Raw genomic sequence first — 23,230 nt, 5'->3', positions numbered from 1 at the left:
AGTCTCAAAAGGTTTCCATCGTTTCCATGGTAACGCAATTGGCACCCACTCTTCAACCAGAGAAAGTCTGGTTGTCTCTTCCAGACAAAACCCGATATACTGGACTTGAACATACAGACAAAGGAGGTCTCCCCTTGGACGTTCGCGACAAAAATGAGCGTTTGGGACACCTGCTCAAAGAGATGAATCGGGTGGTCGTGGCCTTTTCAGGGGGTGTGGACAGCACGTTTTTGCTGGCCAGGGCACAAGAGGAGTTGGGGGAACGCTGTCTAGCTGTGACTGCTTCGTCCGACACGTTTCCCAAAAGGGAATTCGATGCAGCCGTATCGTTGGCTCGGCAATTGGGGGTCCGCCACGAAACTCTTCACGTGGAAGAGTTGACCAACGAAGCGTTTGCCGCCAACAATTTAGATCGTTGTTTTCACTGCAAAAACGGATTATATAGTCGCATACAGGCCATTGCCGCCCGATATGCCAACGCGGTTATAGTAGACGGTAGCCATGCGGATGATGTCGGGGATTATCGGCCCGGTATGCAGGCGACACGCCGGTGGGGCGTCAGAAGCCCGTTGATGGAAGTCGGGTTGACCAAGAAGGAGATTCGTCTGCTTTCCAAAGAGATGGGATTGCCGACCTGGAACAAGCCCTCATTCGCTTGCCTTTCCTCCCGCATTCCCTATGGTACCCGGATTACACGCGAAAAAATCTTACAATTGGACCAAGCCGAAATCTTTTTGTTGGAACTAGGATTCACGCAAGTCCGTGTACGTCATCACGAAACGATCGCCAGGATCGAGGTGCTGCCGGAAGAAATGCCACTCGTTCTTCGCCACGCCGCTGCCATCACTGACTTCTTCCGCTCGTTGGGGTTCCTGTATACCACGTTGGATTTGGCCGGATACAGAAGCGGCAGTATGAACATCGTACGGAATCAGGCAGGTGAAACCCTATGAGCATGGACAGGTTGACCGAGATTTTGCGTGCGGTTGCAGAGGGACGATGTTCGGTGGACCAAGCCCGTAAACTATTGGCCACTTATGATGTACTGGGCTTTGCCCGTGTCGATTTGCACCGATCCCGGCGAACCGGATTTCCGGAGATCATTTTCGCCCAGGGTAAGACGCCGAACCAGATCGCGACCATTTTTCATCGACTGCAGGCAACGGGAGAACCTGTATTGGCTACCCGCGTCACACGTGAACAAGCGGAGGCGGTACGCAACGTTACACCCGATGTGGAGTATGACGACGTCGCCCGGTTGCTTCGCTGGTGGCCACCTGAATGTCCGCAAACCATGAGCCCTGGCTTTGTCGCCGTCGTCTGTGCGGGAACGGCTGATTTGCCGGTGGCGGAAGAAGCGGCGGGTACGGCAGAATTCCTCGGCAGCCCGGTCGAACGCGTCTACGATGTAGGCGTGGCCGGTTTGCATCGGCTGCTTGATCAGTTGTCCGTCCTGCGCAAAGCCAATGTCATTATCGTGGTTGCAGGTATGGAAGGAGCGCTTCCAAGCGTGGTGGGGGGATTGGTCGCCGCTCCTGTCGTGGCCGTTCCAACCAGTGTGGGATACGGTGCACATCTGAACGGTTTGGCACCACTACTGACCATGCTCAACTCCTGTTCGGCAGGGGTGGCCGTCGTCAATATTGACAACGGTTTCGGCGCCGGTTATTATGCCGCACTGATCCATCGCAGTCAAGTTGAGCTGACGGAAATGAGGGACAACGCTCATGGGAAAAATCCTGCACTTTGACCCTTTCTCCGGCATTGCCGGCGACATGGCGCTGGCCGCATTGGTGGACGCCGGTGCCGATCCCTTGTTGATCGAGCAACAGTTGCAATCCCTTCCGCTGGAAACGTTTCATCTGCAATGGACCCGCACAGTGAAAAAAGGCATCTCCGCCCGCGCCGTTCGAATCATCACTGAGCCCGAACAAAAGGGACATTCACATCGTCGGTATCGGGAGATTGTCGACATGCTGAAATCGGCTGACTTGCCAGAACAGGCCGTTTTATGGAGCCTTCAGATCTTTGAACGGATCGGGCAGGCGGAAGCCCGCATTCATGGTATTGCGCTCGATGAGGTCCATTTCCATGAGGTAGGAGCCATCGACTCGATTGTTGATATCGTCGGAACTGCTTTGGCATTGGATCAGCTCAATCCGGACAGAATCTCTTCATCACCTCCGCCACTGGGGAATGGCGAAGCCGTTATGGCTCACGGGATTTATCCGCTTCCCGCCCCGGCCACACTGGAGCTGATGAAAGGATATCCCATCCGTTCCACCTCTTTGCCCTTTGAATTGACCACGCCTACGGGAGCGGGCATTTTGACGGCACTGACGGAACAATGGGGCCCCGTTCCCGACATGACCGTCGAACGGACCGGCTACGGCGCAGGTATGCTTGACCTGCCAGACCGCCCCAATGTATTGCGTGTGATACTTGGAAACCGCTAAACCGTCCTCGTACTATGACACCATCACACACGCCGGTAGGAACTTCATACCGGCGTGCAATCTTTGTTGTTGATCAGCCGTTGTTTTTTTGATTTGGTTATTTATAAACTTTTTTATTTATTATATATTTTATTATGTACTACTCCACAAACCATTGAGGAAAGGAGCTTGTCCAAGATGAATGCCGCCGATCGCATCCGTCAGACGATATCCGCTTGGCCGGGTGTCAGCGAAGCACCGCACCGCTTCGGGGGAATCGAATTTCGCTACGCAGGGAAGGAATTGGGCCATTTGCATGAAGACCGGTTGGCTGACCTTCCGTTTCCCCGGTCCGTCCGTGACCAACTGGTGGCGGACGGAGAAGCGGAACCTCATCATATCTATCCCGATTCCGGTTGGGTCAGTGTCTGGATTCGCAAAGAGGAAGACGTGGATCGCATCATCCGTCTGTTTCGCATGCAATACGATCGTCTGGTGAAAAAAGTCGGCCAGTCGGAACAAACAGACTGACCGAAGTCTAAAGAAAGCAGGGCTCACCGCTTACAACGATGAATCGGGTGGCTCTTTTCGCTCGCTGGGATCATCGCTGAAAAGGTCACCCTTTTCTTGCTCCCATTCGGTCAGACAGACATCGAATCGGCCTGATGCCTGAGCCTGTACTCCCGCCGTCTCTCACCATCCCATCCGTTGGCGCAAATGCGTGATATGAGCCACATGATGCCGAATATGCCAGACAAACAACCCCAACGCTTCATCCAATCTCATGCGCCCCATCACCGGATGAAGATACGTACGCTTGAAATCCGCCGCTTCCAGAGAACGCAGCAATGTCACCCAACGACGGTTGAGCGCCTCGATCAATTGCAAGGAAACTTCCGGCGGTTCCGTGCGTGAGTCCGCCATCTCGGCCCACCCGTCATGCTCCCATACATTCACTTCCGGTTCTTCTTCGGTCAAAGCCCGTTTAAATCGGATATAGTTGTGCATTTGGGCATCCGCCACGTGATGCACCACTTGCCGGACAGTCCATCCACCCGGTCGATAAGGCGTATCCCACTGCTGGGGCGTCAACCCCGCCACTGCATGGCGAAGCTGCTCGGCCGAACCACCCAATTCGTCGATCCACTGTTGGACATGCGCTGTCGTAATGGTGTCTGGCTTTACAAATTGACCGATGGGGTACCGCATATCCGTACTCATCCCTTCTCCCATTGCAATATCCCCTTTTTCTGTTGGATGTTCACCGCTCCACTTCTTTCTCTGCTCGTCAGGCAACGAAGCGATCCAAGCCATTTCCGCCGTTTTCATTACTTGTTTCAGGGGTACCCCGCTTGTTTCGGCAATCGCGCGGCAATCCCTGTATTCCGGAGCAAACTGCACGATTTCTCCTTGATGGGTTGCGACTTTTACCCGCACTGTCCCCCAAGGGGTTTTCACCGATTGAAACGTCCGTCCCAGTCGGTGCACCGTTACGCCATGCCACCGTATTCCCAATGTGGTTGTCTCCAAGAACAACACGCGTTTGACCTCATCCAGATGTTCCTCGCTTACCAAAACATGCAATGTCACACCGGGACGCCCCCGCTTCATGATGATCGGAACCATCCACACGTCACGGGCTCCGAATGCAAACAATCGATTCATCACGTGTTCAAACCACTCAGGGTTCATGTCGTCCAGATTACATGCGATCTCCACCATATCCGAATCCAGCTGTTCAGCATCCATGTCGTGCATCACAATACCTCCCCCGAACGAAAAACCCAAAAAGTACCACCATGTTTCCGATCGAAAACATTCACACTATCAAATGATCAATCAAGCAGGAAATGGTGATGCGGATGAGAAGATTCCTGGCGTTCTGCATGGTAATGTCCCTAACGCTCGCGTTGACATTCCCATCCGCGGCGGCAAAAGACTCCCCCGTGGAAACAGATTGGCGGAAACAGGTATTTAAAAACGTGGAAATGTTAACTGGACTCCCTTGGTATTATCTAGCCGCTATGGACCAATATGAACGTAACTTACAAAGAGTGCGTCGTGATCTTCCCCGAAAAAAAGGGTGGCTGGCCATCCACGTTCCTGCTGAAAGATGGGCCGGTGTGATCAACCCGGACCAAGAAGATCAAATGGAAGTCTCCATTCAATATTTCGGGGGCATCGGACGTGACGGCAATGGTGACGGAAAAGCGAATCGTCACGATCCTGTCGATGTTCTGTACACCGTGGCCCGTTTCCTATCTCACCTTGGAACGGATGAAGATGCGATTCGTACAGGATTGTGGCAGTACTACCACCAACCCATCGCAGTAGATACCATTACACATATTGCCAAGATCTTTGCCAAGTTCGACACATTGAAATTGGATGCACATGTTTTTCCTCTCCCGTTGCAATACAACTATACCTATCACAGCACATGGGGGGATAGACGAGGATGGGGAGGTTTACGTATCCATGAAGGGACGGACATCTTTGCCGATTACGGCACCCCAGTTCTCAGCACCTGTTACGGTTATATCGAATTGATGGGATGGAACAAATACGGTGGCTGGCGTCTTGGCATCCGTGATGTATACAACAATTATCACTATTACGCCCACCTCAATGGGTTCCGCAAAAAATTGAAACAAGGTGACATCGTCAAACCGGGCGATGTGGTCGGATACGTCGGCTCTTCCGGTTACGGTCCACCGGGTACCTCGGGTAAGTTTCCACCCCATTTGCATTACGGCTTGTACAAGTTCAACGGTCGAACCATTTATTCTTTTGACCCCTATCCCCATCTAAAAGCGTGGGAACGGCAAACCCGCAAACAATGGCGGGAAATGAAAAAGAAGAAACGAAAAAAGTAACAGTAAGACTGATGCGGGTCCGATTGTTTACCATCGGACCCCGCCAATTCTGATTGAGTCGGGGAGTGAATGAAACAGCCTCACCCACTGCGCCCCAACAGTCTCAAGATCTCGTCTGGTTGCAGTCCTTGGACGGCCGTACCGTTTACCACCGTGACTGGGACGCCCAAAAATCCCATCGCTTTCACTTCCTCCAGATATTCGGGATGGGCGGCACAATCCCGCACTTCATATGGAATGCCATAGTCGTGCAAAAAGCGCTTCAAGACGTTGCATTCAATGCAATGGGGCTTGGAATACACCACTACTTGCATTCCGGTCCCTCCTTTCGAGCACCTAGGGCGTGTCTGGTGAATAGTGTACGCATTGCTTTCCCGACTCGCTCCACCTGCGCCCAGCAAGGAAGGAAATCATGACCGCTACGACCTGGTGAGCACAGGACATGGGCAAAGTACGCTTCGCTGAAAGGAAATTGCCCGTGATTCCATTCCTGCGCTTTTCGGGTCTTCTCTCTGCCGGGCTTGGTAAGTCGTACACCCGGGAAAACTTTGCCCCTTACGAAACTTGATTACCTGGACGCATCTGATGAATATTGCGATGCTCGGTCGCACTCAAGTCTTCGCTCACTACAGTTGATCAATGAGGGGACACATTCCATATACAGTGCGTAACATTCTTTTCCTCCCACTATATCACAGCAAACGTCTGCATCGAAGTTCTGCCATCACTCGCGAGAAGCTGTATAATAGCGATAGACTGATCATAGGGGCGATTTCATTGCACAAACATTTACGATCATTTTTGGATACACTGCGAAGGGAAAACGATCTTGTCGAGATTTCTGCTCCCGTCGATCCTCATCTGGAATTGGCGGAAATTCATCGACGGGTCATTGCCGAGGAAGGACCGGCATTATTGTTTACCCAAGTAAAAGGTTCGTCCTTTCCTGTCGTCACCAATTTGTTTGGCACCGCCAGGCGGGTGGACCTCGCGTTCGGTCCACGACCGGAACAATTGATGAAGCAAACAGTGGCAATGTTGCACGAATTGCTTCCACCCAAACCACAAACCTTGTGGAAACAGCGAAAACTGCTGTTCGACCTGCTCAGAGTGGGGACCAAAACCGTTTCTTCCAACCGGGCTCCCGTGCTGGAAGTGCAACAGCCGGAAGTGGATTTGACCCAATTGCCCGTGATCACCTCCTGGCAGGAAGACGGCGGTCCGTTTATCACTCTGCCTCTGGTCTATACGCAACATCCGGAGACCGGTCAACACAATCTCGGCATGTACCGGATGCAAATCTTTGACCGGCAGACAACCGGGATGCACTGGCAGATTCACAAAGGAGGCGGTTTTCACCACCACGAAGCGGAGAAGCGGAACCAACCCCTGCCGGTGCGGGTGTTTCTGGGCGGCCCGCCCGCATTGATCGCTTCTGCCATCGCCCCCGTACCGGAGTCGTTGCCGGAGTTGATACTGGCTTCCCTCATTTTAGGAGAAAAACTGCCCGTCGTTCGGCCGGGCGCCAACGGATACCCGATCATCGCGGAAGCTGAATTCGTCCTCTCCGGTTATGTGCCGCCGCATGAGCGGCGTCCGGAAGGACCGTTCGGTGATCACTACGGGTATTACTCACTCAAACACGACTTTCCCGTTTTCCACGTCCAATCGGTGCATCACCGCAAGGACGCGATTTACCCGGCGACCGTGGTGGGCAAACCAAAACAGGAAGACTACTATCTCGGCGAATTCCTGCAACGTCTGCTCTCGCCCGCCTTCCCACTGGCCATGCCGGGAGTCAGGGATTTGTGGACCTACGCGGAAACCGGGTTCCATCCCCTGGCAGCCGCCGTGGTCCGAGAAAGTTATCGACGGGAAGCATTGGCTCACGCCTTCCGCATCCTGGGCGAAGGCCAGTTGACGCTGACCAAGTTTTTGATCATCACCGATCAAGCTCTGCCGCTGGACAACTTCCCCCGGTTGTTCGAAACTGTGTTGGAGCGGTTTGATCCTGCGGTTGATCTGTTCGTCTTCGGGAATACCTCGATGGATACGCTAGATTATACCGGCCGACGGTTCAATCATGGAAGTAAGGCGGTCCTGGTCGGCGTCGGCGAACCGATCCGTACGCTGCCTGCCGAGTATCGCGGCCCGGAACTGCCTGGGATTCGTCACATCTGTCCCTATTGCAAAGGGGCACTGGTGGTGGAAGGTGAGCCGTTCGAACGGGAGCCGGAGTTGGCCCGTCGCCTGGCCGAATCGTATGGTGATGCACTGAGTGAATGGCCCTTCGTCTTTTTGGTGGATGACATCCGTGCAGTAGAGAGGCAAACACGGTTCCTGTGGACGGTCTTCACCCGGTTCGATCCGGCTTACGACATCCATGCCCGCGCGGAACTGGTGCGACACCATCCGAGGTACCGCCTGCCGATCGTGATCGATGCCCGCATGAAGCCGGGTTATCCCGACGAACTGGAGCCGGATCCGGAGATCGTGCAGTTAGTTGATCGACGGTGGAAAGAATATTTTCCACAAGGGCTACGATCCAATTGAATGGACACCCGCCATACCGGAATTAGCGGGACCAAATTTCCCTCTCGGAAGATTGGAGGGCGTATCCGGTACATTCGATTGTCCGGGTACGCCTTTTTTTGTCACACGCGAGATTACTTGATACGCCCCATACAACCGGTTTTGGGGTGTGTCTGGTGAATACTGTCCACATTGCTTTCCCGGCTCGCTCCACCTTCACCCTTCAGCGAACCTAATGATGACCGCTCCGACTCAGTCAGGGTTGGGTCAGTCGCACGCCTGGGGAAAATTGCTCCCTTACGGAATAAACAGACACGACCTAATTTTCCCCCTTCATTTTGATCTGCGGCATCGGAACCTGCGGTGATGAGCCGCTCTCGGCTTTTTTCAATGCGCCGTTGTAATAGTAGAATTGTGGCACGTCTCCCATCATCCACGCTGTCGCAATCGGAATCTTGGCCTGGACGACCGTGGGTTCGGTTGAAAACGGAACGACCACGCTCATCTCGGCGTGCACTTTCAACATCATCGTCACCATCACCGTATTCACCCCCGCCGACTCCATCTTCGGTTCGAAATCGACGATCACGTCCCCTTTGGGCCAAATTTCCACCGGAATCCGCGGTCCATAATCGGCCAGGATGTTGCTTTGCAACACTTGCCCCAAACTGAGGCTGATCGGTTTGTTTTCGAGATGATGCAGAATCCGCGTCACCTGCGAGGTGGTCTGTGTATATACCCGCTGTTGCACCTGTTGATTGATCGTGATCCACGCCACTTGCCCGTCTGCGGCTTTTTCCACTTTCATGATGCGGTTGAGGTCACCGCCCATTTTCAATTGTTGTTGTACCCCTTCCAAAATCGCCTCCGAAGCGATCTTTTTCACTTCGGTCCGGGCGATCGTGACTAAGGTGGGATGCAGGTGTTTCTCCAACAACCACAATGTCTGGTACAACACGGCAAACAGGATGACCAACGCCAGGAACCATGCCCCCGATTTTCTGCGCCGCCTCAACCCCTGAGGTCTGCGACGCAGCCGCAATCGCCACCTTCGAAACCGCATCATTATCCCTCCTCGCCCCACTTCTATGCAAAAAACCCCGTCCACTTGCCAGGGTTGTTTGATAGAATGAAAAAGATAGTTTAGCGTGTATGACGGAGGAATGAACATGACAGCGCAAACCATCGATTTGTCCCGATATGTGTCCAATCTGGATAAAAATGTATATACCATCTTCAATTTGCCCGAGGAAGTGATTGCGGTCATTTTTGCGTACGTCAGTCGCAGTCCAGCCAGCTTCCGCGACAATCTAAAAAAACTGCTGGCTGATGGGGAATTGGCGATGGACGAGACGGCCGGCGGCATGACCGGTTTTTACTCGGAAAAGGCTGCCCTCTTCCACGAAAAATGGGTGGTAGGCTACGGTCACAGCAGTGTGGCAGAGCATGCCGTCGCCCATGTGGGAATCGAAAAGATCAGTCGACTGGCATCCGCCGAATTGGAACTGGCCAACAGCTTCAACAGTTTTACCGAGTACAGCCAGCGATATCAACGGCCCCGGCGTGGCGACTACTTCATCCCGGCGGAGCTGGAACAGGACACCGAATCAAAACAAGCATTCATACGCCTGAACGAAACAGCTTTCGACATCTATGAACGGTTGCTCAGCGGGCTGATCGATCATCTGAGTCGCAACCTCCCACGTCAAGAAGGCGAATCCGACAAACGCTTCTCCGTTCGTGTGGAAAAAACGGCGTTTGAAGATGCCCGATACGTATTGACACTGGCTACGCTCACCAATCTCGGCATGACTGGTAACGGACGAGCCCTCCGCGACACGATCGTCCGGCTGCTCTCCAGCCGCCACTCTGAATGCCGCCGATTGGCCGAGGAGATGGAGCGGGAAATCAGCCGGGTCATCCCGACATTGCTCAAACACGTCAAACCCAATGACTATCTGTTGCAGACGCGGAATGACCTCTCCGACCTGTTGCCGGAATCTCCTCATCAGACGGAGGATACGGAGAGGAAGAAACCGTTCGCTCGGTTCGTCCAGATGCCTGATTACGACAAAGCCTTGACGCAAACGGTGACCCACTTGATGGTGAGCGAACGATCGGCGACCTACGCGCGGGCATTGGCTACGGCTGAACGACTCTCTGTCGAGGAGAAGGAGCGGATCGTTGATACTGCGCTACGGCACCTGCGCTTCTTTGACAACCCCCGGGATGAATTCCAGCATGTGACCTACACCATGGAACTGTTGATCTCGGAGGCCAACTGGCACCAACTGCTCCGTCACAACCGGCGGACGCATTTCTCCTACGGCGAACCGACGGTCAAACTTGGATACACCATCCCGCCTCATGTGGAAGAGGCCGGACTGACCTCGATTTATGAGGAAGCGGTGTTTTTGGCAACGGAAACATATGAGTTTATAGCCGCCCGTTTCCCCGAAATAGCCGCCTATTGCGTGAGCAACGCGCACCATCGTCCCGTTACTGCCACAGCTTCGCTGTGGGAACTGTACCATCTCATCAACCTGCGCACCTCGCCGGAAGCACAATGGGACATCCGTCTCACATTTGAGGCGTTGCTTCGGGAGCTGCAAGAGAAGCATCCTGTGTTTGCCCGCTATGCACAACGACGATTGGGCTAAAATTGAAAACGCCCCCGATCTTCGGGGGCGGACATCTTGATGTAAAAGATGCGCCTTCCATTCCGATATGTCATTTCCTGAGCCAGAGCAAACCCCGATTTTTGAATTTGCAGAACTAACCCATGACAATATTTGTATAGTGTGGAGGGAACAGCATTGCTCCTATCACTCAAACAAAATTGGACGTTATGGACACAACAGGACTGGGTGGATGCCGCACAGATAGTCAGTTCTGCGGGGCAAGTACTCAGTGCTGTTTTGACTTTGGTCACAGTCTTTTTTGCTTACAGTCAGATCAAACAGGCAAGGAAGGACGCACAACCTGAGGTTACGATCTATATAGCAGAAGACCGACGAAGCTTCACGATTGATATTATCCTGACCAATGTGAAAAGTGTTCCTGTTTTTGTTAAGACCTTTGTGTTGCGTTATTTTGATCAAGCAGGCAGAGCGATCACGATTGGACGCCAGCAATTACTGAGAAAAGGGTATATCAATCCCTATTATCGAGTATACGACCCGCAAAGCTTACTCGGAATGGGCAATACCTACAAAGTGACGCTACATAGCCATTGTTTGAAACCAAGTACCATGATGTCGGAGACTTCTCACATCCCTCTAAGCGCAGCAGCGCGTCTGAGGAAAATCTTCACCAGACTGATAGGAATGCGGCATGCCACGCATCATCATATTGCAGAATTGCGTTTTATCACACCGGGGGTACATCCTGATCCAACAGTGTATTTTTACGCAGTGATACATCACGGCCAAACCATGAATTATTGGGTTTACGCCGCCACAAGAAAACTCAAATCGTATGATGATATTGAGCAAGTGGGGATTTTGGTCGCGACTTACGAAGTTCCTTCTTATCGTGAAAAAGTGGTCAAATTCAACTAGTGACAATTCACCATCACCATCATCGCGCTCCAGAAGAAACGGGATGCCTGGCCGCCCTAAACTTTCGGGCAGGATTGCGGAATATTATGTTTACAATCCAGAAAAATAAAGGAAATTTAACTGTGATCATCAAAATGGAAAGATGTTTAATAGGAGGGGAGCAATGAGAAGTGAAAAGGAAATGCTTGATTTGATACTCAATTTTGCGAATGATGATGAACGGATACGAGCGCTCATATTGAACGGATCACGCGCCAATCCGAATGCGCCTCGTGATCCATTTCAGGACTACGACATCATGTATATCGTATCCTCCGTTGATGATTTTGTTCGAGACCGCAGTTGGATCAATACTTTTGGAGAACTGATTATGATGCAAACTCCCGATGAAAAAGTTTTCCCGCCACCACCAGATCGTGACAATGGTAGCTTCGCTTTTCTTATGTTGTTTAAGGATGGAAATCGGATCGATCTCACCTTTTATCCTGCTAATAAAATATCCGATCTACGTTTGGAAAGCACCAGTTTGCTTCTGCTGGATAAGGACGGAATGTTAGAACCATTGCCACCAGCATGTGACAAAGATTATATCCCTACACCTCCTACTGAAAAAGAATTTCAGGACTGTTGCAATGAATTTTGGTGGATTACAACAAACATCGCCAAGGGATTGTGGCGTAGGGAGCTTCCATATGCGAAGTTCATGTATGACCATCCTGCACGGGATGCGCTTACTTTGATGTTAAGTTGGTATATAGGCACCCAAACGGGCTTTTCCGTCGATACAGGAAAATTTGGCAAGTATTTTGAGAAGTACCTTGATCCGAAGCGTTGGAAAGCATTCGTCCAAACGTTTCCTGATGGCGAATATGATAATATTTGGCAGGCACTTTTCGTGATGTGTGATCTTTTTAGGGAAACCGCAATTGAGGTAGCACTACATTTTGGCTTCGAATATCCATATGACGAAGATCGGGGAGTCACTGATTATCTGAAACGGGTATGGGCTCTTCCACGAGACGCAAAATCTATATATGAATAGAGAATAGAGAACTACCATGGGAGAAAATAAAAACCCTCAGTTGAGGGTTTTACTTTTTATGGAATCTACTTCCCCCCCTGGTGACAGCTTCGCTGGTATTCCCCCTAAAAGAATGTCATGCATTTTGTTCCTACCCTCGGACAGATTAATCACTCCTTTCCGCTTCTTAAGACCAGGCGGAAACCATTGATAGATAAGGCATCACCAAACGGACTTGGTAGTGCTAAGTCAACCTCGGAATCAACCGATGTCTAATGTTATTATGTTAATAGGAGAAAGGATTAGCATCAAAAGTGATAGATTCTACATACCGCACATAAGCACCCTAGCACTGACAAACCGCATTGAAATGGTTCAATATAGATCTTTGAAAAGAGGAGGGGATCTCATGAAAGAACTGATTCAGCTGATCCAAGACTCCAACTATCTCGTCGCTCTTACCGGTGCGGGTATGTCGACAGAAAGCGGACTTCCCGATTTTCGTTCACAAGGCGGGCTTTGGTGCGGAAGAGATCCTTATGAAATCGCCAGCCCGCAAGCGATCGGAACGGATGACTTTTTTGAATTCTACCAAATGCGCATCGAAGACTTGTTGAAGTATAAACCTAATATTGGTCATTATGTGCTCGCCGAACTGGAGAAGGAAGGAATTTTAAAAGCGGTTCTTACGCAAAATATCGATGGTTTCCATCAACGAGCGGGAAGTCAAAGGGTGATCGAAATCCATGGTCATATGCGCTATCTGGTCTGCTCCCGCTGTGGAAAAGAATATCCCGCAACTTCTTATCGCGAATCTACTTATTATTGTACAGATGAGAATTGTAAGGCTCCCCTTCGTCCGCCAATCGTTCTGTTCGGTGAACCGCTGGATTCAGATGCTTGGAATTCGGCTGTTCAAGAAGTGGAACAAGCGGATAAGATACTAGTAATGGGCACTTCTCTGCAAGTCTATCCTTTTGCCGGATTGGTAGAGTTAGCACATGAAACAGGTTCGAAAATCATCATCATCAACAAAACCTCTACTCCTTTGGATCATTTGGCAGATCACATCATACATGAAAGCATCGGCAAAGTATTAAGCGAAATTGCAGAATCCATATTAGGAACCGATTGGTTTGCGCACCGGCTTAAAAAATGAAGTGGAAAACAGGACGACCGCTCATGGTCGCTCATTTTCGGTGATTTTGATGAGATGACATGGAGTAGGTTCGTTACTGCCGTGTGCCATAACATCAAGAACATCTGGATGAGGAGCATGGAGCCCAGGCGGGCCTTGCTCCATGATCTCCGTCTAGTTTTCTTTATTTTCTTTCAATCACTAGACAAACCCAGCGTTTTTTCCGCTGGGTTTTTTATAGCCTCAGACCACCTTTCATAGGCGGTCTTTTTTCATTTTTTGGGTGGCAGTTCTACTTTCAACATTAAGTCCTTGCGCATGACATGGGGAGCCAGATCGCGTGTGACAAAGGAGGCAAGTTGATCCGGTTTGATTGCCGGGAAATAGGCGATGAACGAATACGTATCCGTATTGGCCACTTGGACGTATCGAATTTGATATTTTCGGCCGGTTTTGTCCTTTAGTTCCAATTCTCTGTTGAATTGGTAGGGTTCTGGGCTGACTATCTGGTAATGGACGCGCGTTTGATCAGAATGAAACTCCACTTTATTATACGTATTTTACCTGCGTCACCCATGGACAGTAAAATCGGCTTTTCGGGTGTTGGCGAGTGATCCATTTTTGCTTCAATGTGTGGAATAGGCAGACGAAGTTTCTTCGTGTGTTTAAACGGATAATATGGGATGATGGTCAACGAACGCGGAATTCGCTTCAAAGGCGAATAATACATTCTGTATACATAGGAGCCATTTTCATCGAAGTAACCGCTACCCATAGATCCATCGATCACAATCCCCCGATCGTCCATGATCATAAAATCCATTATAGAATCATGGTTACGAGGAGTGGGGTGTTTCGACGGATGGATCATCAAGATGGTTTCACTTTTGCTAAAGTTGATTTTTTGTATGGTATAAGAGAAATCGGGCGCGGATTTGGTCGTATTTAGGGTATATGTGGTTTGTCCCGATTGCGTCAATTTGACCGAAATATTCATTTGCCAAGATTTTTTCGGATCTTTTTTGTCTTTGAGGGTTATGTTCAATGTGAATTGATCAGGCAGCCTTTTGATTGTTTCTAGATGTAGGATGCCGTTAAAGGTTTTGTCATCGACGGGACCGCCACTTAAACCCCCGCCCCCCCATAAAAAGGTGATTATTAATTTTGAAGGAAAAGTCGGGAATGGCGGCAATGTCCATTTTTCCTTTAAATCGATAGACAAAGCCCAGCTTGATGCGATAGCCGTCATAAAACGATTCAGTCAGTTCAAAAGTGTCTCCGTTGATGTTCAGCCGTTTGTGGTAGGTTTGGATCAATCCATTTTCCTCCGCTGTTTTTAAACCGTAGTCTCCCACCGTTGAGAATACTGAGCCGAGTATGGGAATCTGTTTGAGTGCTTTCGCCATGGTCGGCGAAATAAAGCCCAACCCAAACGTGACTCCTACCTGTATGGCGGCCGCGGTGGAGCCGAAAAGGATTTTTTTGCGTATTTTCTTTTCCTTTTCATGGTAGGTAAAGATTGGAGTGTTTGCGTCATGCTCTTACCCTGCTGCTCTCGGTGAAATCTTGTTGATGATGGATCCTCTGGGGGATGGGGATTCACGGGATGAACGTGGTTTCCTCTGTGGCGTATCCATTCTGGATGACCCAGTTGGCCCAAAATGCTGTTGCCGTCAACGCCGGAAAAACAGCACACGGGATTGTGACGGAGCCGTTCTTTCACATGTTTGCCCATATCGGGGGATCCGGGGCGACTTGGGGATTAGTGATCTTTATGCTGTTCTCACGCTCCCGTCAATTGAAACAAGTCGGAAAAACTGCATTGATACCAGCGATTTTCAACATTAACGAACCCGTTATTTTCGGAGCTCCGATTGTGTTAAATCCTGTTTTATTAATCCCGTTTGTCGCCGCACCCGCTGTGATCGTGACGATTAACTATATCCTATTTGCGACTGGTATTCTGCCGCCTATCGTTATTCAACCGCCGTTCACTGTCCCGATCTTTATCGGCGGATTCATCGCAACCGGGCGAAAGGCACTTTCCGAGTGGCCAATTGATAAAAATCGCTGAAAATGAGCAGTTTGTATAGGAACCACGTTTGAGATGCAAGGTCAAATACCGCGGATGGACTTCAAAAGGATTTATGGCGCCTCCCAGTGTTTCAACACTTCATTTTCTAAGCCGGGTTTTCCCCGGCTTATGTAGTCACGTCCTAAAATATTGCAGTAGGCGTACGCTTTATTCCGCATAAATCATTTTCACTGTCATGCCACCATCGACGACGATATTGGCTCCCGTCATGAACCCCGCCTCTTTGGAAGCCAAAAACAATACCGCTTGTGCGATGTCGTCGGGCCTGCCCACCCGACCGACCGGGTGCTGGGCGTGGTCAATCTCCCTCAGTGTTTCGGGCTGGCGTTCACTGCTTTTTTGCCAAGGGGACACGTCGATCCATCCCGGACTCACCGCATTGACGCGGATCTCGGGCCCCAGACTGACGGCCAACGCATGGGTCAACGCCAAAATACCGCCTTTGCTGGCGGAATACGCCTCGGTATGGGGCTCCGACATCAGTGCCCGAGTGGAAGCAATTTGGATGATGGCCGGATCTTCTCCTTTTCGCAGCAAGGGTACCCCGTATTTGGCACATAAAAAGGCCCCGGTGAGATTCACCCCGATTACCCGATTCCAATCCTCCAACGACAGCTTCTCAATCGGACCGTTCCTCATGATTGCCGCATTGTTGACCAGTACGTTTAACTTGCCTTGCTCCCGTTCAACACGCGCCATCAGCGATTGAACCTCTTCCTCCCGCGATACGTCGACAGGAACGAATAACGCTCGTCCTCCTTCTGCTTCGATCCAACGCCGACATTCTTCACCCGCTTCCTCATCCACTTCGGCGATGTACACGATGGCGCCTTTCTTGGCAAAGGCATGGGACAGGACACGTCCGATTCCCTGTCCACCACCTGTAACGATCACCACGCGATCATTCCAGTCCATCGGCCCGCCTCCTTTCTATGATTGAGCGTGCCCGATAGCACGTTGATCCGGGAGAACCCGTCTGGAAGACAGGAACCCCTCTTATGGCTCAGAAAAGAAGCGGACACGCCCCACGATTCTCTATCAAAAACTACCCTCTTTTGGATCATTATTTTCCCTTTTCCGATACTATTGTACCGTAATTTTTCTCTTTCTCTCAAACATCATACAAACTCCCCCGCTTCACAATCCATCCCCCATTCTGATCCCAGCAGTAAACGCTTTACGTTCGCGGCCGCCCGTTCGGCCCCGTCCATCCGGGAATGAGCCGATGATGTTCCGCCATCTCCCGTTCGTAATTGGTCAGCTCCGCCCAAGCACGCTCCTCCGCCGGAATACGGACCCGGGTCAAGATCCACCAGTTGAGCACCGAAAAAAGAAGCGCCGTTCGATACGCACCGAACAGAATCGGCAACGCCAACAATTCCATCACGACCACCACATAGTTGGGATGCCGCAGGAAACGGTACGGGCCCTTCATCACCGGCTGCATACCCGGTACCACCCAAATGCGGACATTCCAAAACGGCCCCAATGCGCGGAGCACCCAAATCCGGAATACTTGGGCGGCCAGAAAGAAAACAAGCGGAACGGGCCACCAAATCGGTGGTTCGGTTGAAAAAAGTACCTTTTCTCCGATCAAGGAGAGAAAAAACAATCCGTGCATCCCAGCAATCAGGGGAAAATGTTCCCGTCCGGCTTCCACTGCTCCCCAAGACCGCAACAGTCGGCTGTTGCGATGGGACCAGGCCCATTCCGCCAATCGCTGCATCAGTACTATTGACACCGTCAACCAAAACCAGTCATTTACAGACATCTCACCTTTCCTCCCATTGCAAGAGCACCAGCTCGGAGCTGAAACCGGGTCCCAATGCCGTCACCAATCCATACTCCCCGGGTTCATGCGCTTCCCGCATTTCACGTTCCAACACGAACAATACGGTGGCTGAGGACATGTTGCCGTAATCCCGCAACACTTCCTGTGCATGATGCAATTTTTCCGACGGCAAATCCATCGCCTCCCGGTAAGCCTGTAACACTTTCAAACCGCCCGGATGCGTAATCCAACGGTGGATATCGCTACACACCAATTTTCTGCGTGCCAAAAAACGATCCACGTTGGAACGTACCTCCCGGCGAACGATGGACGGGATATCTTTGGAGAACACCACCTGCAGTCCGTCGTCACACACTTCCCATCCCATGATCTCCAACGAATCCCGCCAGGTGGTACTCATCGCATCCAACAATCGGGGGCCGTTTGTTGGCCGGGGCGCTTTCGCGCGATCCCCCACCAGCAACACCGCCGCCGCTCCGTCGGCAAAAAGGGAGGAAGCGACCAGATTACTCTTGCTGCGATCCTCCCGGCGGAACGTTAACCCGCACAACTCCACCGTCAACAACAACACCCGCGCCTCCGGGTACGCCCTCGCCGTTTCCATCGCTCGTGCCAATCCGACGGCACCCCCTGCACATCCCAGACCCCAAATCGGCGTTCGCTTGACGTGCGGGTTCATCCCCAATCGATTGATCAAGTAGGCATCAATGCTGGGAGTGGCCAAACCGGTAGTGGAGACGAAGAGAAACACATCCACCTCTTGCGGCTCAAGACCGACCCGATCCAAGCAACGCCGCACCGCTTCTTCCCCCAACTGGCATGCTGCTTCGATGTAGGCCTCATTCCGGTCAGAAAACGAATGGTCTTGTTCAAACCACTCCCTCGGCCGGCTGAACCAGCGTGTCTGTATGGCTGTACGATCAAAAATACCGAGCAAACGGTCCACATCGGAAAAGGAATCGCGAAATAAGTGCCTTGCAAACTCGCGAACTTCCTGTTGATGGATACCATGAGGTGGAACCGCCGTTCCCACTGACACAATCGTTCCCACGTCATTCTCTCCTTCGTCGACACATCCTCTCTATAGAGTTTTCCAAAATCAAGAAATCCATCCCTGACGAGTTCGGAGTAGGTTGATGGCAAAGCCTACGGATAGTTATTTTCTTTCAATTCTGACTCGTACTTTTTTACAACAATGAACGATTCCAAGCAAAACTAAATGAAATGGCTCCTGCAGAATACAGAAGACATTTCATGAGATCTGCTTAGGTATTTTTCTTTTCATGCCTACTTTTTGGGGTTCAGTTCACTATGACCCGGCTCTTTTTATCAATAAAATTGACAAAGTGTTTTTCTGAACATGGGTTCCCAATCCTATTCTTGCTACCAATTCGGGATCCTCTCCACCCTATAAGGAGTGGGATCCCTATTTTCATTTGGTCAACAATCAGCAAAATGTAAGAGAGGAATTGAAAGACCATAGATTGAATAATTTTTACCAGGAAGGGGGATAAGCGTGTTCGGGGAGCTTTTAGAAAAGTTGTTTAAGCGTTTCCTGTGGTTCCCCTTTGTATTAGCGTTTATTTCAATATTAGGATTGGTATGGTACACTCTTTCTCAGTTGGATTGGGAAAACCTTCAGAACACCCCTATAGTAGTGATTTTGGTTGTTACTGTATTATCTTTCTTAGTCGGCATTCTTTTATGGTGGAGTTACAAGAGAACAGCAAGGTCCTTGAACTTCACCGAAGAATTTTTAGAAATCAACGAAGAAATAGTTAAGAATACTGACGCTATCGATATTTTGAGTACAATCGGCAATCTAATTGCCAAATGTTTACGAGAACCTTTTTCAAAGACCAATAATCGTCACACCTTTCATCATATATGTTGGATGGTTCGAGCCTTTATGATCAATAAAAAATCCAAGGACCCCAAAGTGGTACTTTTCATTCCTAATGACGCAGAAACCCACTTAGAACCATATGGTTGGGCCAGTCACTCGATGCAAATCCAAAAATTCACTCCGATCATTAGTCAGGAAAACTCAGCAGGATTTACATATATGACTGGCGAACCTTACTACTTGCCTGATGTAAACGACCCTGGCGCTCGCTTCGAATATAATAATCATTCCGATAATAGCTTTCATTCACTGGTTACGGTTCCCGTAAAATGCGGAAAAGAAGTAATAGGCGTTCTAAGTGTGACGGGCGAAGAAAAAAATTCGTACATTGAATCAGAAGACATTCCTTATTTAAGGGCTTTTGCCAACGCGCTTTCCCCTTTAGTTTCTTATCATTTGTCAGGTAGAAAGGGTGTCTATGGTGCACACCGTGAAGAGGTTGGGTCCAAAAGAACAGAAGATTTACGAACGGTTTGAGCAAGGGAACATGTCCCGTCGTGAATTTTTGGACCATACAACCGAAGGTCTCTTTCGGGAAAAAAGGCGGAAAGTGGTGGAAAGGCATGAAAAATACTTTGGGAAAAAAATCTTGTGACTAAGCGAGGGCAGCTTAGTTTTTCTATTGGTAAAAAAAAAAGCCTAGCGGGTTGATCCCTGCTAGGCTTTTTTTTTGGATATCGCCATTTCTCCCGGTCAATCTACGGAGGAACACGTTTTCCCCCTCGCTTCTGTTTCCAATCTTAAAGGGTGGATTGCGAGAATAAGGACACCCTTCTCGAGCTCAAATCCTACCGGACACGCATAACGGGGAAATGGTCCTCTTTTTCATGGTTGAATCAATCCGACACCGATCTGTTCTTCTCAGCGATTACAAATGTGTAATCCCCTTTGATACTTCCCCATTGTTTTATTGCTTCACCAATTTGGCCCGAAACGATGTCCCGCTCCAACTTACAGCACCCTTCCGTGACCTCTTGCTCGTCGGCCAGTTGGGCGAATGCAGAAATCCCGGCACGAACCTGCGGATCCAGGTATGCTCCTGGACGATGCTTCAATCCGTAGAGAAACGCATCTTGATGATCCTCAGGTATCAGGTAAGTTTCCGCCTCCACTAGGGTAAAACCGGCTTCTTTTAACCAGTCGGCCACCTGGCCGACACTGGGCATCCGCTCCATCGCCTTCTGCATCATCGTGGGAAAATACGCATTCAACCAGTATTGTTCCATCTGCTCCGGCGATGAGGTGAAGATCACATACCGGCCTTGATCCAGAACCCGGTACACCTCACGAAACACCGACACGACGTCGTGCAGGTGATGAACAGCCAGCACGGTCAACGCGCCTCGGAACGATCCATCTGCAAACGGCAACTGCACCGCATCCGCCTGCACCCAGTTCACCTCAGCTGATTTGGATCGTGCACGGGACAACATCACATCTGACACATCCACCCCAGTCATCCGCAATCCCGCCTCGGCCAACGCCGTGGTATAATTACCGGTGCCGCAGGCCACTTCCAACACCGGTTCTCCTTGCGCCGCAGACAAATGCCGTAGCAACCGACGAAGGATTTCCGGATCAGCCCTCCTGGTTGCGTCATACGTCTTACCGATGCGGTTGTAGGCGATATCCATTCTCTTAATCCCCTTTTCCGTTTATTTTTTTCGCAACACCACGAGATTTCCAGGAAGCGCTTTTTGATTCCCGATCAATTGCAGGGGCAAGACAGGTCCATGTACAAAATACTCGGTCGGGAAAAAACGTTGGACGACATCCTCCGTTATCGGTTCGAAATGGACATCACGTTCCTCCACGGCTTTTGGAACGGCATTGGCATCTCGGCAACCACGCAACAGAAACCGGGCTCCCGGCTTCATCACGCGCAACACCTCACTCGCGTAGCGCGACCGGTCGGCTTCGGGTATGAGGTGAAAACAACCTCGATCATTGACGAAATCGACAGATTCATCTTCAATCGGTAGATCCAGGGCATTTCCCTGCCGGAAATCGACCGGAACGCCTTCCTCACGTGCGCGTTCCCTAGCGATTTCAAGCGCCTTGGCCGTCATGTCCACACCAATGGTACGATAACCGCATTGGGCCAAGAAAATGGCCTCCCGTCCCGCACCACATCCGATATCCAGCGCCACCTCCCCCGGTTGCGGCAGTCCCAAAACGGCGATGGTTGCTACCAATTCCGATGAAGGGGCCACAAAGTCCCAATAGGCGAACTCACCTGTCTCATACATCTTTTCCCAGTCCATCGTACCACTCCTCCTTTGATCGTTTGTTTCCATTCATTGGATTTTTTGATTGATAAAGAGCCGAACCCCTTCTTTAGACCAAGTCTCAATATTGCCTGGTGACTACCAGTTCCCTTAAAGCTCTTATGGTCTCATTAAATGCACTAATAACGACTCCTCATGTTTGACTATCTTTTGAATACATTTGTTTAATAGGCGAATATCGAATGGTGGCCAGGTAGAAATGCATAGAAATGCAATATTATTATGGAAATCAAATGCCGTTGCGTATTTTGGATGAGGCTGAATTTTGGAAGCATCAAGAAGAAGAATATACTGTTGTTATTCGAGAGCTAGTAAAAAACCTGGAAACACAATATGTCGAAGTACTAAAAGAATGGGAGAGGGCGTTAAATCAAACACACCAGCGTGTAATCAGATTCATTGAGACGGTGATCCGTTCTGATTATGCCGTCACTCCTGCAGTTTATCAAAACGTGTTAAAGCTAGTAAAATTTTGCCTCAATCAAAGTGAACAATTTATACAAATACAAATCAGAGATCAAAGTGAATCGTTCAAAAACAATTTCACCGCTCAAGTCGTTATAAACCATATTATCCGCGAATTTGAATACTTCATCGGCATCGTACAAACCATTTTATACCAACCATAGCAGTCTGCAAAGCCAACAGATGTTCTGAGATGCTTTATTGAGCCCGGTTGTTTATTCTTTTGTGATGAACTCCACCGTCACCGGTCGGTTCTTGACTTCCACGATCCTTTTCTGCTTCCCGTACTGCCAGGGAAAGCTGTTGAACCACTTCCCCCCCTTTTTGATCCGGCCATTGGATGGCTCCTACTTGTTTCCGAAGATTTTTGGGGATGAAATCCCAACCACTGAATGGGTAACCGGTTGTCCTTGGGTGTTCTTTAATCTGATAACGACAGGCACCGTCTTTTCCTCCTGCGTACATCCCGTGATCAACAACAGGCTCATACAAACTCCCTGTCGGCGACCAGACTCTCGAAATGAAGGCAAGAGCTAGAACGAATCTTTGAACAGTATGACCAAACCTTCAAAAACCTAAAGAGACAAGTGATAATATGAACGGGGAGATCTACTGCCGGTCATTCGGGAAAAGCCGAAAAACAGATTTCCCATTCCCACGCCCTTCGAACAGTCGTGCCCTGTAGGGCTCACTTTAAAGAAATCCCCGGCACATGCCGGAGATTCGCCGCTTTTCACCGCTTCGACTTCTCCTCAAACAGACGGTCGATCGCCTCCCGCAGACGAGCCACTTCCCGTTCCAAAGACTCGATCTTTTCCTTCAAGTGAGATGCGGCCTCGTGCTCTGATTTCCGCTTCAGACGCCAGCGCTGAATCCGCTCGTAAAGAAGCAGTAGACTGGGATCGTTCAACACTACATCCATGATCCCATCCTCGAAGGTCTCCTTGTAGCCGGGCATGCCGTGATCTTTCCCGTAGAGGAGGTGCTTCTCCAGCAGCTTGGGGATCTGGCTGTTGTGGGGGCCGCCGCTCTGCCGATAAAAAGCCTCTATACGCTGTTCCATGGTCATCTTTTCGTTTTCCAACCCGATCCCTCCATTCCCGTTGTGTCCACCAGCACCCG

23 protein-coding genes and 2 pseudogenes are annotated in these 23,230 nt (G+C 50.2%); 13 read left to right on the top strand and 12 right to left on the bottom strand.

The features are described 5' to 3' along the window. Positions 1 to 134: 134 nt before the first annotated feature. The 4 genes from larE to NWF35_RS16385 all read left to right on the top strand — a co-directional run bounded on the left by larE (position 135) and on the right by NWF35_RS16385 (position 2,966). On the top strand, positions 135 to 953 hold the full coding sequence (larE, locus tag NWF35_RS16400; protein ID WP_301240585.1) for an ATP-dependent sacrificial sulfur transferase LarE: 819 nt from the start codon (positions 135 to 137) through the stop codon (positions 951 to 953). After that, complete coding sequence (larB, locus tag NWF35_RS16395; RefSeq protein WP_301240583.1) at positions 950 to 1,750, top strand: nickel pincer cofactor biosynthesis protein LarB; 801 nt, start codon at positions 950 to 952, stop codon at positions 1,748 to 1,750. Before larE ends, larB begins: the two co-directional genes overlap by 4 nt. Then, positions 1,728 to 2,456, top strand: coding sequence for a nickel pincer cofactor biosynthesis protein LarC (gene larC, locus NWF35_RS16390; RefSeq protein ID WP_301240581.1), 729 nt, complete (start codon positions 1,728 to 1,730; stop codon positions 2,454 to 2,456). Before larB ends, larC begins: the two co-directional genes overlap by 23 nt. Before the next feature lie 177 nt (positions 2,457 to 2,633). After that, positions 2,634 to 2,966, top strand: a complete 333-nt coding sequence (locus NWF35_RS16385) for a luciferase domain-containing protein (RefSeq protein ID WP_301240580.1) — start codon at positions 2,634 to 2,636, stop codon at positions 2,964 to 2,966. Positions 2,967 to 3,128: 162 nt separating this feature from the next. Here NWF35_RS16385 and NWF35_RS16380 read toward each other — a convergent pair whose 3' ends face one another. Together NWF35_RS16380 and larC2 are read right to left on the bottom strand one after the other, a co-directional pair. After that, entirely contained in the window at positions 3,129 to 3,656 is a 528-nt protein-coding gene (locus NWF35_RS16380) for a YfiT family bacillithiol transferase (RefSeq protein ID WP_301240676.1), read from the bottom strand. Between the two features lie 117 nt (positions 3,657 to 3,773). Continuing rightward, positions 3,774 to 4,184, bottom strand: a pseudogene (larC2, locus tag NWF35_RS16375) (nickel pincer cofactor biosynthesis protein LarC2); the annotation flags it as partial. Positions 4,185 to 4,297: 113 nt separating this feature from the next. On the opposite strand from larC2, the gene NWF35_RS16370 reads away from it, so the two are divergent. Further along, a complete protein-coding gene (locus tag NWF35_RS16370; RefSeq protein WP_301240675.1) occupies positions 4,298 to 5,311 on the top strand; it encodes a M23 family metallopeptidase in 1,014 nt (337 codons plus the stop codon). An 80-nt stretch (positions 5,312 to 5,391) separates the two neighbouring features. On the opposite strand, the gene NWF35_RS16365 is transcribed toward NWF35_RS16370, so the two are convergent. Then, on the bottom strand, positions 5,392 to 5,625 hold the full coding sequence (locus tag NWF35_RS16365) for a glutaredoxin family protein (protein ID WP_301240579.1): 234 nt from the start codon (positions 5,623 to 5,625) through the stop codon (positions 5,392 to 5,394). Between the two features lie 463 nt (positions 5,626 to 6,088). Between NWF35_RS16365 and NWF35_RS16360 the strand changes: the two genes are divergently transcribed. Continuing rightward, a complete protein-coding gene (locus NWF35_RS16360; RefSeq protein WP_301240577.1) occupies positions 6,089 to 7,864 on the top strand; it encodes a menaquinone biosynthesis decarboxylase in 1,776 nt (591 codons plus the stop codon). A gap of 298 nt (positions 7,865 to 8,162) precedes the next feature. Here NWF35_RS16360 and yunB read toward each other — a convergent pair whose 3' ends face one another. Further along, the gene (gene yunB / locus NWF35_RS16355; protein WP_301240576.1) at positions 8,163 to 8,906 is read right to left on the bottom strand and encodes a sporulation protein YunB; all 744 of its coding nucleotides are present in this window, start codon (positions 8,904 to 8,906) and stop codon (positions 8,163 to 8,165) included. 106 nt (positions 8,907 to 9,012) lie between these two features. Between yunB and NWF35_RS16350 the strand changes: the two genes are divergently transcribed. From NWF35_RS16350 to NWF35_RS16335, 4 genes are all read left to right on the top strand, one after another. Continuing rightward, positions 9,013 to 10,503, top strand: coding sequence for an FAD-dependent thymidylate synthase (locus NWF35_RS16350; RefSeq protein ID WP_301240575.1), 1,491 nt, complete (start codon positions 9,013 to 9,015; stop codon positions 10,501 to 10,503). Positions 10,504 to 10,659: 156 nt separating this feature from the next. Beyond that, complete coding sequence (locus NWF35_RS16345; protein ID WP_301240573.1) at positions 10,660 to 11,403, top strand: hypothetical protein; 744 nt, start codon at positions 10,660 to 10,662, stop codon at positions 11,401 to 11,403. Between the two features lie 163 nt (positions 11,404 to 11,566). Further along, positions 11,567 to 12,445, top strand: a complete 879-nt coding sequence (locus tag NWF35_RS16340; protein ID WP_301240572.1) for an aminoglycoside 6-adenylyltransferase — start codon at positions 11,567 to 11,569, stop codon at positions 12,443 to 12,445. Positions 12,446 to 12,833: 388 nt separating this feature from the next. Then, the gene (locus tag NWF35_RS16335; RefSeq protein ID WP_301240571.1) at positions 12,834 to 13,583 is read left to right on the top strand and encodes an NAD-dependent protein deacylase; all 750 of its coding nucleotides are present in this window, start codon (positions 12,834 to 12,836) and stop codon (positions 13,581 to 13,583) included. A 481-nt stretch (positions 13,584 to 14,064) separates the two neighbouring features. On the opposite strand, the gene NWF35_RS16330 is transcribed toward NWF35_RS16335, so the two are convergent. Both NWF35_RS16330 and NWF35_RS16325 read right to left on the bottom strand, forming a co-directional pair. Next, on the bottom strand, positions 14,065 to 14,811 hold the full coding sequence (locus NWF35_RS16330) for a DUF5643 domain-containing protein (RefSeq protein ID WP_301240570.1): 747 nt from the start codon (positions 14,809 to 14,811) through the stop codon (positions 14,065 to 14,067). A gap of 31 nt (positions 14,812 to 14,842) precedes the next feature. Next, positions 14,843 to 14,989: pseudogene (locus tag NWF35_RS16325) on the bottom strand (DUF4179 domain-containing protein); the annotation flags it as partial. Positions 14,990 to 15,168: 179 nt separating this feature from the next. On the opposite strand from NWF35_RS16325, the gene NWF35_RS16320 reads away from it, so the two are divergent. Continuing rightward, positions 15,169 to 15,636, top strand: a complete 468-nt coding sequence (locus tag NWF35_RS16320) for a PTS transporter subunit EIIC (RefSeq protein WP_301240569.1) — start codon at positions 15,169 to 15,171, stop codon at positions 15,634 to 15,636. Positions 15,637 to 15,804: 168 nt separating this feature from the next. Here NWF35_RS16320 and NWF35_RS16315 read toward each other — a convergent pair whose 3' ends face one another. The 3 genes from NWF35_RS16315 to NWF35_RS16305 all read right to left on the bottom strand — a co-directional run bounded on the left by NWF35_RS16315 (position 15,805) and on the right by NWF35_RS16305 (position 18,500). Further along, positions 15,805 to 16,572: a glucose 1-dehydrogenase gene (locus NWF35_RS16315; protein ID WP_301240568.1), complete on the bottom strand. Its 768-nt coding sequence runs from the start codon at positions 16,570 to 16,572 to the stop codon at positions 15,805 to 15,807. 262 nt (positions 16,573 to 16,834) lie between these two features. Continuing rightward, positions 16,835 to 17,428 (bottom strand): isoprenylcysteine carboxyl methyltransferase family protein, encoded by a 594-nt coding sequence (locus NWF35_RS16310; RefSeq protein ID WP_301240567.1) that lies wholly within the window; start codon positions 17,426 to 17,428, stop codon positions 16,835 to 16,837. Between the two features lies 1 nt (position 17,429). Next, entirely contained in the window at positions 17,430 to 18,500 is a 1,071-nt protein-coding gene (locus NWF35_RS16305; RefSeq protein WP_301240565.1) for a type III polyketide synthase, read from the bottom strand. A gap of 465 nt (positions 18,501 to 18,965) precedes the next feature. Here NWF35_RS16305 and NWF35_RS16300 point away from each other — a divergent pair, with 465 nt between their 5' ends. Next, positions 18,966 to 19,832 (top strand): GAF domain-containing protein, encoded by an 867-nt coding sequence (locus NWF35_RS16300; RefSeq protein ID WP_301240564.1) that lies wholly within the window; start codon positions 18,966 to 18,968, stop codon positions 19,830 to 19,832. Positions 19,833 to 20,191: 359 nt separating this feature from the next. Here NWF35_RS16300 and NWF35_RS16295 read toward each other — a convergent pair whose 3' ends face one another. Then, positions 20,192 to 20,989, bottom strand: a complete 798-nt coding sequence (locus NWF35_RS16295) for a class I SAM-dependent methyltransferase (protein ID WP_301240562.1) — start codon at positions 20,987 to 20,989, stop codon at positions 20,192 to 20,194. A gap of 21 nt (positions 20,990 to 21,010) precedes the next feature. After that, positions 21,011 to 21,619 (bottom strand): class I SAM-dependent methyltransferase, encoded by a 609-nt coding sequence (locus NWF35_RS16290; RefSeq protein WP_301240560.1) that lies wholly within the window; start codon positions 21,617 to 21,619, stop codon positions 21,011 to 21,013. Between the two features lie 233 nt (positions 21,620 to 21,852). Between NWF35_RS16290 and NWF35_RS16285 the strand changes: the two genes are divergently transcribed. Continuing rightward, positions 21,853 to 22,272 carry a DUF2935 domain-containing protein gene (locus NWF35_RS16285; RefSeq protein WP_301240558.1) on the top strand — a complete coding sequence of 140 codons (420 nt, stop codon included), beginning with the start codon at positions 21,853 to 21,855 and terminating at the stop codon, positions 22,270 to 22,272. Between the two features lie 569 nt (positions 22,273 to 22,841). Here the strand turns inward: NWF35_RS16285 and NWF35_RS16280 are convergent. Then, complete coding sequence (locus tag NWF35_RS16280; RefSeq protein WP_301240556.1) at positions 22,842 to 23,192, bottom strand: hypothetical protein; 351 nt, start codon at positions 23,190 to 23,192, stop codon at positions 22,842 to 22,844. Between the last annotated feature and the right edge of the window lie 38 nt (positions 23,193 to 23,230).

The organism is Polycladomyces subterraneus, assembly GCF_030433435.1.
Classification (GTDB): domain Bacteria; phylum Bacillota; class Bacilli; order Thermoactinomycetales; family JIR-001; genus Polycladomyces; species Polycladomyces subterraneus.
This window is presented reverse-complemented; position numbering and strand designations above follow the sequence as displayed.